The sequence below is a fragment of the Pseudomonas sp. LBUM1660 genome (assembly GCF_059695935.1).
Genome location: NZ_CP166795.1, coordinates 3,704,644 through 3,717,404 on the forward strand (window position 1 = coordinate 3,704,644; position 12,761 = coordinate 3,717,404).

The 12,761-nt window shown below is 60.3% G+C and carries 14 protein-coding genes; 8 read left to right on the forward strand and 6 right to left on the reverse strand.

Annotated features, from left to right (window positions below):
- Positions 1–184: 184 nt before the first annotated feature.
- Positions 185–385, reverse strand: a complete 201-nt coding sequence (locus tag ACA068_RS17295; RefSeq protein WP_497303474.1) for a YbdD/YjiX family protein — start codon at positions 383–385, stop codon at positions 185–187.
- A gap of 328 nt (positions 386–713) precedes the next feature.
- On the opposite strand from ACA068_RS17295, the gene ACA068_RS17300 reads away from it, so the two are divergent.
- Together ACA068_RS17300 and ACA068_RS17305 are read left to right on the forward strand one after the other, a co-directional pair.
- Positions 714–1,319: an SCO family protein gene (locus tag ACA068_RS17300; protein WP_497303476.1), complete on the forward strand. Its 606-nt coding sequence runs from the start codon at positions 714–716 to the stop codon at positions 1,317–1,319.
- On the forward strand, positions 1,319–1,807 hold the full coding sequence (locus tag ACA068_RS17305) for a copper chaperone PCu(A)C (RefSeq protein ID WP_497303477.1): 489 nt from the start codon (positions 1,319–1,321) through the stop codon (positions 1,805–1,807). The genes ACA068_RS17300 and ACA068_RS17305 overlap by 1 nt, the downstream gene beginning before the upstream one ends.
- Before the next feature lie 116 nt (positions 1,808–1,923).
- Here the strand turns inward: ACA068_RS17305 and ACA068_RS17310 are convergent, their stop codons facing one another.
- Complete coding sequence (locus ACA068_RS17310; RefSeq protein WP_497310614.1) at positions 1,924–2,907, reverse strand: GlxA family transcriptional regulator; 984 nt, start codon at positions 2,905–2,907, stop codon at positions 1,924–1,926.
- 269 nt (positions 2,908–3,176) lie between these two features.
- Here ACA068_RS17310 and ACA068_RS17315 point away from each other — a divergent pair, with 269 nt between their 5' ends.
- The 6 genes from ACA068_RS17315 to ACA068_RS17340 all read left to right on the forward strand — a co-directional run bounded on the left by ACA068_RS17315 (position 3,177) and on the right by ACA068_RS17340 (position 8,448).
- Entirely contained in the window at positions 3,177–4,487 is a 1,311-nt protein-coding gene (locus ACA068_RS17315) for a flavin-containing monooxygenase (protein ID WP_497303479.1), read from the forward strand.
- 23 nt (positions 4,488–4,510) lie between these two features.
- Positions 4,511–4,927 carry a RidA family protein gene (locus tag ACA068_RS17320; RefSeq protein WP_017338215.1) on the forward strand — a complete coding sequence of 139 codons (417 nt, stop codon included), beginning with the start codon at positions 4,511–4,513 and terminating at the stop codon, positions 4,925–4,927.
- 166 nt (positions 4,928–5,093) lie between these two features.
- Entirely contained in the window at positions 5,094–5,771 is a 678-nt protein-coding gene (locus tag ACA068_RS17325; protein WP_497303481.1) for a DUF1028 domain-containing protein, read from the forward strand.
- Positions 5,768–6,919, forward strand: a complete 1,152-nt coding sequence (argE, locus tag ACA068_RS17330) for an acetylornithine deacetylase (RefSeq protein ID WP_497303483.1) — start codon at positions 5,768–5,770, stop codon at positions 6,917–6,919. Before ACA068_RS17325 ends, argE begins: the two co-directional genes overlap by 4 nt.
- A 181-nt stretch (positions 6,920–7,100) precedes the next feature.
- The gene (locus ACA068_RS17335; RefSeq protein ID WP_497303485.1) at positions 7,101–7,319 is read left to right on the forward strand and encodes a PLD nuclease N-terminal domain-containing protein; all 219 of its coding nucleotides are present in this window, start codon (positions 7,101–7,103) and stop codon (positions 7,317–7,319) included.
- A 112-nt stretch (positions 7,320–7,431) separates the two neighbouring features.
- The gene (locus ACA068_RS17340) at positions 7,432–8,448 is read left to right on the forward strand and encodes an AbrB family transcriptional regulator (RefSeq protein WP_497303486.1); all 1,017 of its coding nucleotides are present in this window, start codon (positions 7,432–7,434) and stop codon (positions 8,446–8,448) included.
- Positions 8,449–8,941: 493 nt separating this feature from the next.
- Here ACA068_RS17340 and ACA068_RS17345 read toward each other — a convergent pair whose 3' ends face one another.
- From ACA068_RS17345 to ACA068_RS17360, 4 genes are all read right to left on the reverse strand, one after another.
- On the reverse strand, positions 8,942–9,304 hold the full coding sequence (locus ACA068_RS17345) for a DUF6124 family protein (RefSeq protein ID WP_497303488.1): 363 nt from the start codon (positions 9,302–9,304) through the stop codon (positions 8,942–8,944).
- A gap of 394 nt (positions 9,305–9,698) precedes the next feature.
- Positions 9,699–10,247 carry a hypothetical protein gene (locus tag ACA068_RS17350; protein ID WP_497303490.1) on the reverse strand — a complete coding sequence of 183 codons (549 nt, stop codon included), beginning with the start codon at positions 10,245–10,247 and terminating at the stop codon, positions 9,699–9,701.
- Positions 10,244–11,173 carry a catalase family peroxidase gene (locus ACA068_RS17355; RefSeq protein WP_497303491.1) on the reverse strand — a complete coding sequence of 310 codons (930 nt, stop codon included), beginning with the start codon at positions 11,171–11,173 and terminating at the stop codon, positions 10,244–10,246. The genes ACA068_RS17350 and ACA068_RS17355 overlap by 4 nt, the downstream gene beginning before the upstream one ends.
- Before the next feature lie 113 nt (positions 11,174–11,286).
- Positions 11,287–12,744, reverse strand: a complete 1,458-nt coding sequence (locus tag ACA068_RS17360) for an aldehyde dehydrogenase family protein (RefSeq protein ID WP_497303493.1) — start codon at positions 12,742–12,744, stop codon at positions 11,287–11,289.
- Between the last annotated feature and the right edge of the window lie 17 nt (positions 12,745–12,761).

The following is a 12,761-nucleotide window of genomic DNA, read 5'->3' on the forward strand; positions in this document are numbered from 1 at the left end:
CTCCGTGCAGGTTACCGACAATCGCTCACCACCCCTGTTGAAGTGGATATTGACACTGAAGTCGTACTCCATGGCCACGCTCAACGCCCGATCCCGCAAAGGCTCGGACGCTGCAACGTCGAAGCTTAGCAGTCGTTACGCAATGGCGAAGATATTGTGCTGATCGCGGCGTTCGCCCAGGTAATCAGCAGCAACGCGTCGTGCATTGCTTGCCGCCGTAGCGGGCTTCCTGCCGCTCGCGAAGAAACGCCGAATGGCTCATCACCGGTTCTTGCGGGTTTTTGACTGCCATCTGGGCGACGTAGTTGTCGTAATCGGGGACGCCGACCATCAAACGCGCACTCTGGCTGAGGAAGCGGGCGGCTTGCTGCAGTTTACGGAACATGGCAACGCTCTCATTGTGAGTAGGGAGAGGGCCATGAAAGCGCACTTATGTATCTGGAATGTGTCCGTTCGGCCGAGATATGTATCGGAACCTGTAGGAGCCAGGCTTGCCGGCGAAGGCGTACTTGAGAGCGCCTTCGCCGGCAAGCCTGGCTCCTACAGGTCCAACTCTGATCCGTAGTTTTCTGCAGCTTCTGATGCTGTACCAAAACCACCCCTCGTCCAACAATGAGCGAAACACGGCCACAGTTTGTTAATATCCACCCGCTTTTTTCGTCTGACTCATCAGGCGCTACAGATTTCCCGTCGCAACACAGGAATGCTTTTCCATGAGTACGTTGTTTTCCCGTCGCACGGTCGTGCGCGGTATGGGCTTGTTGGGGCTCGGCCTGCTCGCCGGCTGCGATGACAGCCCCAAGCTCTCGTTCAAGTACGGCAAAGACCTCAGCGACAAGATCATGGGACGCACCTTCAAGCTCAAAGACGCCGAAGGCGAAACGAAGATGCTCACCAGCTATCGCGGCCTGATGCCGATGGTGTTCTTCGGTTTCACCCAATGCCCGGCAGTCTGCCCCACGACCCTGGCCCGTGCGGCGCAAGCCAAGAAACTGATGGGCCGTGACGGCGAGAAGCTGCAGGTGATCTTCATCACCCTCGACCCCGAACGCGACACGCCGCAAATGCTCGACGCCTACGTCAAGTCTTTCGACCCGAGTTTCGAGGCGCTGCACGGCACGCTGGAAGAAACCGCCGCCACCGCCAAGGAGTTTGGCGTGTTCTTCGAAAAGATCCCGAGCGGTTCGACCTACACCCTTTCCCACACCGCGACCAGCTACGTCTTCGACTCCCGGGGCAACTTGCGCCTGGGGCTGTCCGCGTCCCTTACGGCTCAAGAGTGCGCAGAAGACCTGCTCACTGTCATGGAAGTCTGCTAATGAATTCGCCCCACGCAAACACCGTTTTCTCGCGACGTGTAAAACAACTGGTCCTGGGATGCGCCCTGATCGGCATGGCCTGGCAGGTATCGGCGCAAACCCGAGTGGACGACGCCTGGGTCCGCGCGACTGTTGCCGGCCAGCCATCGACGGGGGCCTTCATGACCCTGCAAGCCGACAGCGACAGCAAACTGCTCAGCGTGCAATCGCCTGTCGCCAAAACCGTGCAAATCCACCAATCAACCATGAAAGACGACGTGATGAGCATGCGTCAGGTCGACTCCGTCGCGCTGCCGGCCGGCAAGCCGGTGAGTTTTGATCCTCACGGCTACCACGTGATGCTGATGGACCTGACGGCGCAGGTTAAGGAAGGCGATAAAGTCCCGCTGATCCTGACCGTGGAAAACGCTAAGGGCGAGAAAGAGACGATTAAGGTGGAAGCCGAAGCCCGGGCACTCGGCATGGCTGACCACAGCAAGATGCATTAACGCTGTTCACCCAAGTGCGGGCATCCACATGTGTGGCGACGCGGCTTTTGTGACAATGAGGTTTACCTGTGGCGAGGGGGCTTGCCCCCTCGCCACAGGTTTATGTTCGGCTGATCTTATTTAACGAGTCGCTTTTCCTTGGAAGGTCGGTAGCCGAAATACGAGCTGTAGCACTTGCTGAAATGGCTCGGCGACACAAAGCCACACGCCACCAGCACGTCCACCTGGGACAGCTCCGTATGCTGGAGCAGCCGCCGCGCTTCGGTAATCCGCAGCTCCATGTAATACCGTTGCGGTGTGGTGCCCAGTTGCTCCTTGAACAAGCGCTCGAGCTGCCGGCGAGAACGACCCGCGTAGACCGCCAGTTGCTCCAGTTCCAAAGGCTCTTCGAGGTTGGCGTCCATCAGCTTCACCACCTCGCGCAATGGCGCGCTCACACAGACATTTTCCGTCGGTTTGATACGTCGGTAACGGGACTCCTCGAACGCCAGGATGTCCTCAATCCCCTCGACAAGCGCTTTGCCGTAAAGGCCTTTGATCCAGTCCAGCGCCATGTGAAAGGCCCCGGACGGACTGGACGCCGTCAGCCGGTCTCGATCGATGATGTAGGGCTCGCTGCTGACCTGCGTCGCCTTGCAGAAATCCGCGAGCGCCGGACGATGTTCCGGGTGAATCGCGCAACGGTAACCGTCAAGCAGACCAGCCTTGCCCAGGAACCACGCACCATTCCAGAGCCCGGCCAGACCGACACCCTGGTCTGACGCTGTGCGCAACAGGCTGATCAAGCCTTCGCTGGCCTTGAGTTCTGTCCGGTAACCGCCGCAAATCACCAGCAGGTCCAGCGCTTTGACCGCTGCACAATCGATACGGGCATCGGGCCGAATGACCAGGCCCAAATCGCTGACGACTTCGCCGTCATTCAATCCAAACGTGCGGGAAGAGAACGAATCAGGTCGTAGCAGATTGGCCGTGACCACCGTATCCAGCGCCTGGGTGAACGCCGGCAGCGAGAAATGTTCGAGCAGCAGAAAGCCTGCGCGGACCGTTTGCCGGGTCCCATCGGAGTGTTCATTCAGATAGCGAAGGTTCTTGCCCTTCATGCCTCCGCTGAATTGGCGTCGTTCGATCAATGCTCGATCCACTCCATTACGTTACCGAACCGGTTGTCTGGTGCGTTGATAAAGCGCCATGTTAACCCGCAGCGCCACTGCGGCGTATCCACTCGAGCGCCAGAGAGGGCTCTGCCTCAGTTATTTATACTCAAATGCCAGCTTAATAATATTTTACCGATACCAGGGTCATCCCTAGTCTTGAGCCCAAGAAATGGCAGGCCGTTCGCGACCTCACTCCAACTTCGAAGGGTATTGAGATGACCACTGAAAAAATAACAACGGATACGCTGATTGTTGGCGCCGGTCAGGCTGGCGTGGCCATGAGTGAACACTTGAGCAAACTCGGCGTGCCGCACCTGGTGCTGGAGCGCAACCGTATTGCCGAGCGCTGGCGCACCGGGCGCTGGGATTCGCTGGTGGCGAATGGTCCGGCGTGGCACGACCGGTTCCCAGGTCTTGAGTTCGACGATCTGAGTCCCGACGAATTTGCCCCGAAAGAACGCGTCGCCGATTACTTCGAAGCCTACGCCAAGAAGTTCAACGCCCCGATCCGCACTGGCGTCGACGTTCTGAAAGTCGAGCGCAATGTCGGTCGCCCGGGTTTCACCATTGAAACCTCTGAAGGCGTAATTGAAGCTAACCGCGTGGTGGCGGCCACTGGACCTTTCCAGCGTCCGGTCATCCCGCCGATTGCGCCGAAAGATCAGCCTTTCATGCAGATCCACTCGGCCGACTACCGCAACCCGGCGCAACTGCCTGAAGGCGCGGCGCTGGTGGTCGGTGCGGGATCGTCCGGCGTGCAGATTGCCGACGAATTGCAGCGTGCCGGGAAGAAGGTTTACCTCTCCGTCGGCGCCCACGACCGCCCTCCTCGCGCTTATCGAAACCGTGATTTCTGCTGGTGGCTGGGTGTGCTGGGCGAGTGGGATCAGGCGGCGATGAAACCTGGACGCGAGCACGTGACCATCGCGGTCAGCGGTGCCCATGGCGGGCGCACCGTGGACTTCCGTGGACTCGCCCATCGCGGCATGACGCTGGTGGGTTTGACTCAATCGTTCAACGGTGGCGTGGCGACATTCCAGCCGAACCTGGCCGACAACCTGGCGCGTGGCGATGAGAACTATCTGACGCTGCTCAATGCCGCCGATGCCTACATCGAACGCAATGGCCTGGACTTGCCGGAAGAACCTGACGCGCGCCACGTGTTCCCGGATCCGGAGTGCGTGACGAACCCGGTTCTTGAGCTCGACCTGACCAAGGCCGGCGTGACCTCGATCATCTGGGCCACCGGTTTTACCACGGATTACAGCTGGCTCAAGGTCGATGCCTTCGACGACAAGGGCAAGCCCCAGCATCAACGCGGCGTGTCGAGCGAGGCTGGCGTGTATTTCCTCGGCCTGCCGTGGCAGTCCCGCCGCGGCTCTTCGTTCATCTGGGGTGTCTGGCATGACGCCAAGTACGTGGCAGATCACATCGCCATTCAGCGCTCTTATCTTGACTACCACGATGCGGCGCATCGCGAGGCTGAGCAGGCCCCGACAGCCCTCAAAACCACGGTCAGCGCTTAAGTCTTTTCTGTCAGGAGCTAAAAATGTCCACGCCAACCCATACCCGTATTCGCATGTTCAACACCAAGGAAACCTACCCGAACCAGAGCCTGGACAACGACCTGTGCCAGGCGGTCCGGGCCGGCAACACCGTTTATGTTCGTGGCCAGGTCGGGACGGATTTCGAGGGCCGACTGGTGGGGCTGGGTGACCCGCGTGCTCAGGCCGAGCAAGCCATGCGCAACGTCAAGCAATTGCTGGAAGAGGCTGGCAGCGATCTCAGCCACATTGTGAAAACCACGACTTATCTGATTGACCCGCGGTATCGCGAGCCGGTTTATCAGGAAGTGGGCAAGTGGCTCAAAGGCGTGTTTCCGATTTCGACCGGGTTGGTGGTGTCGGCGCTGGGGCAGCCGCAGTGGTTGATGGAGATTGATGTGATTGCGGTGATTCCTGAGTAAGACAGCAGACCGAGTCGCGGCCTTCGCGAGCAAGCCCGCTCCCACAGGGGATCTTCAGCGAACACATAATTTGTGAGCGATCCGATCCAAATGTGGGAGCGGGCTTGCTCGCGAAGGCGCCAGAACAGACACCACCTTCTCCAAGGCCAACCAAGGAGCAAAACCCATGACGTTCTCCATCGCCGCCCGTTGCCCCGAAACCGGTCAGTTCGGCATTGCGATCAGTTCCTCCAGCATCGCCGTCGGCGCCCGTTGTCCCTGGCTGTTGCCGGGTGTCGGCGCCGTCTCCACACAAAACATCACCCTGCCCTCATTAGGCCCGGAAGTGCTAGCCCTGATGGAACAAGGCCTGGCGCCGGCCGAAGCGCTGGACAAGGTGTTGACCCGCAACGGCTACAGCCAATACCGCCAGATCACTGCCATCGACCACCTCGGCCAGACCGCGCATTTCAGCGGTGCGCAAACCCTGGGTAACCACAACGCCGTCTGCGGTGAACAATGCGTCGCCGCTGGCAACATGCTTGCCGACCGTTCGGTCATCGAGGCCATGGTCGAAGCGTTCGAACACGGCGAAGGCCAACTCGCCGACCGCTTGCTCACCGCTATGAAAGCCGCCATCGCTGCCGGTGGCGAAGCGGGGCCGGTGCATTCGGCGGCGCTGGTGGTGGTCGGCGAACTGACCTGGCCAATCATCAACCTGCGGGTCGATTGGGCGGACGAGAACCCGATCGGTCAGCTGGAAAAACTCTGGGACGCTTATCGCCCGCAAGTTCAGGACTACATCGACCGCGCCCTCGCCCCCGACAAGTCCCCCGGCTACGGCGTCGCCGGAGACGACCGATGAGCGCCAGTCGCGATTTGCTGCAGACGCTGGTGGCGTTCGACACCACCAGTCGCGAATCCAACCTGCACCTGATCGAGTTCGTCCGCGACTACCTTGCGGGTTTTGATGTGCCTTGCGAACTGATCTACAACGAGCAGCGCAGCAAGGCCAATCTGTTCGCGACCATTGGCCCGGCGGATCGGCCGGGCATCGTGCTGTCGGGGCACACCGACGTGGTGCCCGTCGATGGGCAACCGTGGACTGTTGCGCCATTTGAACTCACCGAGCGCGAAGGCAAATTGTTCGGTCGCGGTACGGCGGACATGAAAGGCTACATCGCTTGTGTTCTCGCCCTCGTTCCGTCGCTGGTGAAGGCCAGGCTACGCCTGCCCGTGCACATTGCGCTGTCTTACGATGAGGAAGTCGGCTGCCTTGGCGTGCGCTCGTTGCTGGCGGAGTTGGAGCAGCGCCCGGTCAAACCGATGCTGTGCATTATCGGAGAGCCGACCGAACTCAAACCGGTGCTCGGGCATAAAAGCAAACTGGCGATGCGCTGCGATGTTCACGGTGAAGCGTGCCACTCCGCCTACGCGCCGCTGGGGGTCAATGCGATTGAATACGCCGCCGAACTGATCGGTGAACTGGGGCGGATCGGCAACCGACTCAAAGAACCCGAGCATCAGGACGCGCGGTTCGACCCGCCGTTCAGCACCGTGCAAACCGGGGTGATTTCCGGTGGCAAAGCATTGAATATCGTTCCCGCCGATTGCCGCTTCGACTTCGAAATCCGCGCGTTGCCCTCGCATGATCCGAGTGAAGTTGCGCAGGCGTTGAAGACCTATGCCGAGCAACAGGTGTTGCCGCGCATGCGGGCCGTGAGTGAACAGAGCGAAATACGGTTCAGCCAGTTGTCGGCGTATCCCGGATTGGCGACTGATGCGCACAGCGAAGCGGCCGAGTTGATCGCCATGTTCTGCGGCTCCCGAGCATTCGGCACCGTGGCCTTTGGCACCGAGGGCGGCCTGTTCGACGCCGCCGGCATTCCCACCGTCGTCTGCGGCCCCGGCAGCATGGATCAGGGCCATAAACCCGACGAGTTTGTCAGCCTCGAACAACTCCATGCCTGCGACGCCATGCTGCAACGGATGCGGCTATCGATCAGCGAATAGCAAAGATTCCGAACATCCCCCCCCTGTGGGAGCTAGCCTGCTAGCGATGAGGCCCTGACAGTCGGTGCTGAATTGCCTGACAGACCACCCTCGCGAGCAACCCGGCTCAAGTCTCCACCAAATTTAATGAACCCTGCCCACCACGACTCACCTAACAGAAAGACTATCTGGAGGGTGACTCATGCAAATCGAAACAATCTGGATCGTGCTGACAGTCTTTCTGTTGCTGGTCGAGCTATGGGCAATCAACCGAGTGCGCAAAGCCGAAGGCAAATCGAGCAACAAACTCTTGTGGATCGTAGTGATCGTATTTGTGCCGCTGATTGGGGTGGTGGCGTGGGCATTGGCGGGGCCGAAACACACCGAACACAACCCGCATTCACCCCAGGCCAGGCAATGATGTTGGGAGGGTTCGCGGATACGCGCGTACTTGACGCCTCACACCATTAAGTGGGAAAACGTGCACGACCCAAATGGAAGCGTTGGCGTACTTCACGAATCAAGGAAGACTCATGAAAACCCTGGTGTGTTTGCTGATCGCCACCGGCGTCGGCACTGTGCTGCAATACGCCGGTATCCCCCACGGTCTGTTGCTGGGTTCGATACTCGCTAGCGCTCTGATCGCCAGCAACCTGCGCTTCTCCCCCACCCTGCCCTTCGGCCTTGGCTACGTGCAAATCGTGCTGGGGATCGCGACCGGCCTGATGTTCACCGCGTGGGACAACCACATCGTGGCGGCCATGTTGCCCAGCCTCGGATTCATGCTGCTATGCCTGATAGTCCAGAGCTCCGTGGCCGGTTTCTGGTTGTTCAGGGTCTCGGGCTGGAACCTCAAAGACTCGCTGTTATCCGTGTACCCGGGGGCACTCGCCGCCGTCTTCGACTTGATCGAGTCTGAACGCGCGTCCAGCAAAGTGATCGTCGTGCACCTGGTCCGACTGTTGTCGATCACCTTGCTGGTCAGTTTTTGCATTCCCGGGCATGTCGACGTGGCGCTTGCCCAGAGCAGCCCGCTGGACGTGAGCACGGCGCTGACTCTGCTGTCGCTGATCGCCTTGTGCCTGTTGCTCGGCCGCGTGCTGTTGAGCGTCGGCGTGCCGGCGCCCTTCATGCTCACCGCCATCGTGCTCACCGCCGCCTGCATCAAGCTGGGCTACCTCCAGGCGTTCCACCTGCCGCAGTGGAGTGTCGACTCCGCCTCCGTTCTGATCGGCGTGCTGATTGGCTCGAAATTCAAGGACATCTCCTTAGCCGAGCTCATCCGCCATGGCCGCGCCGGGTTGCTCGCCGTCGGCCTCATGTTGCTGATCGCCGCAGCGTTTGCCGGCGTGGCCGGGCGGGTGCTGGGCAGCGATCCGTTGTCGTTGTGGCTGGCGTACATGCCGGGCGCCATCGAAACCATCGCCATCGTCGCGTTCAGTGGCGGGCTCAATGTGGTGTTCATCCTGACGCATCATTTGGTGCGGATGGTCGTGCTGCACTTTGCACCGGCGCTGATCGTGCAGGCGCGGCGCTGGCGGGCAGAGTGATTGCCGAGAACGGCAGATCGACGCTAAACAAATTGCTTGCGCGCAACCCGCAACGCCTCCCGGTCTGGAGGCGTTGTGCTGTGTGCTGACGGGAGGAAGGGACTAAACGGGAGAGATCGTGGCCAGCGCACCAATCAAAATGGTTAACACCAGAAATCCACCGAGGAAAATTGCCATCTTGCCCATAGGGCCTCCTACATTATGAGTTTACGGTGCAGTGACTGCGCGACTGCGGACCGTGCTGTCATTGTGAGCGTGCGGGTGGGTGCATTACAGAGGCAGATGGCGAAGGAAAATACGGATCAGATGCTGGAGGTGTAGCCGCTGCCGAGCAGCGCGCGGCCTGTGAGAGCAGCGGAGATAACAAAACCTGTGGGACGACCCCATCCAATGTGGGAGCGAGCCTGCTCGCGATAGCGGATTTACATTCAACAGAAGTGTTGGCTGATCCACCGCCATCGCGAGCAGGCTCACTCCTACAGGGATTGGTGATTTACGCTTTCGGCTCGACGTTATCCAGCGCCTGGTTCACGGCCAATTCTCCCAACATCACCACTTGCGTGATCCCCAGCAGGGTCTTGCGGTGTGAGTTGTCCAACAGCGCTGCGAAGTTGCTGAGCATGGTGGTGGCCGAGCTCAGGGATTCGCTGGCGTTGGCCAGCAGGGATTCGGTGTCGTACTTGGGGTTGGCGAGGAACATGGGTTCCGGTTCGTGGTTGCTGGCCATGATGTGGGCGCCCGGGTTGAGGTAGTGGTCGAGGGCGCGTTCGGCGGCTTCGTTGAGTTTTTTTGAGTCGAGGGATTCGTAGGGGGATGCCGGATCGGTGTCCGGTGGGTTTGGCGTTGGTTTGATCATCGATGGAACTCTCTAGTTAACACATGAAAAAGAGCCATCACCCTCGCTACCAAACGAAGGGTGGCGGCCATACGCGGGTTGGTAGACCGGTAACTAGATGAACCCGGCGCCCCCGAAGGAGCCCTGCGCATGGCCACCATAAAGCGCAGACGTGAACACGTCAGCGAACGGTGCGCTATGCGTCTAGTTATACCGGGCTACCAAACCCGATCACTGTTTTTCAGTGACCCAGGAACGATAAAACCCGCGCCCCAGACGCACAAGCCGGCGGATTCTGTCTTACGTGTAGGGGGTGGCGCAAGGCGTTGTAGCCTCGATGCGGTAACAGCAAGCTTCATTTAAACGCGTCTGATTTTTTTGTTTAAACAGGCTGCGGGCAATCCACATTCGATTGTCATTTCAACAACCACCGCGACATCAACCGCGTCGTCAACGGCATCAGCCAATACACCATATTGAACGACACCAACCCCGCTACCGTTACCTTGAATACCCAGACCGGCCATCGCAGATCAGCCAGTTCAAGCACCACCGCCAACCCCCAAGGCAAGAACACCGTCAACGGCAAAACGATCATCCACGACAGAATCCATTGCTTCCATCGCGCAACAGCCACCCGCCCCTGCATCGGCTCAAACCAGAATGTCGAATCATCATCAGTGCGATGGAAGTCCTGCCGCAACCAAGGCAAGGACTCGCGCAACAACGCATGCCGAACCTGGGATTCCAGCCACGCCACAACGTGCCCCTTGCTGACAAAGCGCAAAATGATCGCGTAACGCAGGTGCGAGCCAACAGGCTTGACCACGTCCGTCGCCAGGTAACCCGGAAACTGCCGGTGGGCGTCGATGGCCTTGCTCATCCATTGCTCATACAGCGCCTGATGCTGCGGATTGACCTCATGCACAATCACGCTGACGCCAATTTCGGCGTCGATGCTCATGGTTGTTGCCGCCTGAGCAGGGCCCGCTGATAGAGGCGTTCGCGCGCCAGAATCATCGGGTCATGACTCGGTGCAATGCCGTCGGTCAAGCGCCCGGGGTTGAAGTCGAGGCGCTGTTGGGCGGACTGTTGTTCCTCGGCCGGGACAAGCGTATCGAGGGTCAGAATCCCCAATTCAACTTCATCGTGGCTGCGCGACCAAGGGATCGAACCGTCCTCGATGGCATCCCCTGGCGCCGCCAGTTGCACCACCAGACGCAACTTCACAGCGTCCCTGCCCAACCGAGCGCTGATTTCGTCCTGCAAATAATCGGCCGGCATCGCGGCGGCTTGCTGCTCACTCAATGCCGGTTCTGCCCGCAACGGTTCAATCCGATAGCGACCGACATGCGCTTCACCCTGACGGTTGGTGAACACCAGGGCATTGATGCCGAAGTACTCGATACCGGCGTAACTGCTCGGTGCGGGCTTGGGCGTTTGAAGGAAATGCTCGGCTCGCGGATGGCTGGCCAGAAAGGTTTGCAGCGGCAGCGGGTCCGGCGGTGTGGCGACATTGGCGGCGATGCCTTGCAGAAAACTCAGGAAGTCTTCGGGCGTGGCCACCGGAAAGCCGTCGAACGAGTGGGTCACGATATCCGTGGATTCACCGTCCGGCAGGGTAAAACGAATGGCCAGGCCATGAGGACTGGCCATCGGGTCGCCGTCCTCGGTGGCGGGTACGCCGCTGAAGTTGGAGAACCGCAGCAACACTGGCACCGGTTGACCCTGCAAATGCGCAGCTCGACTCAATACCGGCGCGGGTGGCGACGCCATGAAGGTTCCGCTGAGCAAAACACCCTTGGCATGGGTCGCGCGAAAGCCCGGATGGTGGCCGAACGTCGCGGTCAGCGCGTCAAGTAACGCGTCGTAAAGTCTGTCCTTGGACATGGGGGCACTTCTCATGGATGACACATCATTCTCGTGGGCGGCAAAAGCGGAGGACGCGGTCAGCGTCCCCGCCAGCAGCGCGCCGATCAATAATCGGGTGGGCCGCATTAGATTCAGCCCTGGCGCAGACCGGGATTGAGGGCGATGTGTTTGTACTCGACAAAATCATCCATGGCCGCCACGCCGTTCAAACGCCCCTGCCCCGACTGTTTGAAACCGCCTTCTTCAAACTCGTCGTAGACCACGGCCCAGTCATTGACCCACACCGTGCCCGCCTCCAGTTCGCGAGCCACCCGCAGCGCGCGGTCGACATCGCGGGTCCAGACACTGGCGGCCAGGCCGAACTCGCTGTTGTTGGCCAGTTCGATGCCTTCGGCTTCGCTGTCGAACACCTGCAATGTCAGCACCGGGCCGAAGGTCTCGCGCTGGACGATGGCCATCTCGGGGTCACTGACCCGCAGCAGCGTCGGACGATAGAACGCGCCTTTGGCCAACGGCCCCTCGGTCACCGGGCCGCCGCGAACGATGACTTGGGCACCAGCGGTGATCGCCTCTTTGACGATTTGATTGACCCGCTGCACGTTGGGCTTATCGATCAACGGCCCCATGTCGCTGGCCGAATCGGCAGCGGGCCCGACGCGCACTGCTTCCAGTTTTGCGGCCAAACGCTCAGTCAACGCCGTGGCGATATCCCGTTGCACCAACAGCCGCGAACCCGTCATGCAGAACTGGCCGGCGAATACCGTCAGGGCTTTCACCAGGGTCGGCACGGCGGCGTCCAGGTCGGCGTCGTTGAACACCAGCATCGGCGTTTTTCCACCGAGCTCCAGGCCGAAACGCTTGAGGTGTTGCGCCCCCACGGCGGAAATCGCCCGACCGGTGCTGGTGCTGCCGGTGAAGCTGATCACCGGAACCCGGGGTGATTCCACCAAATGGATGGAGCCCGCTGCGCCCTGCTCGCTGAACAGATTGATCACGCCGCGTGGCAGCGACAGCGCCTCACTCATGATTCGGGCGACCAGGCAGTTGGTCTGGGCGGTTTGCCCGGGCATCTTGATGACCGTGGTGCAACCGGCTGCCAGCGCCGGGGCCAGCGAGCGAATCATCAGCACCACCGGCGAGTTCCACGGCACGATGATGCCCGCCACGCCCACTGCCTGACGAATCACCAGGGAAATCTTGCCGGGTTTAGGCTCGGCCGCACGCCCGTATTCGGCACGCGTCAAGGCCGCGTAATAGCGCAACTTGGAGGGCACCATGCCGACCTCGAACTCGGCTTCGGGCCGAATCTTGCCGTTCTCCAGTGCCAGGGTGTCGATCAGCTCATCGGCGTTGCGCTCGAAGGCGTCCGCCAGCTCCAGCAAGACCTGAGCGCGCAAGTGGCGGTCATCTTTCCAGGGTGATTCGGCAAATGCCCGTTGCGCGGCCTCGATGCCGGCTTGCGCTTCGTTCAAACCGCCTTCGGCGTATCGGCCGATCAGCTCGTAAGTCGCAGGGTCGATGGAGTCTTTGTAAACACCGGAGTCCAGCCATTGGCCGTCGATCCAGTTCAATACCGGGGTGCTGTTCATAGAGGCAGGTTCCTGAG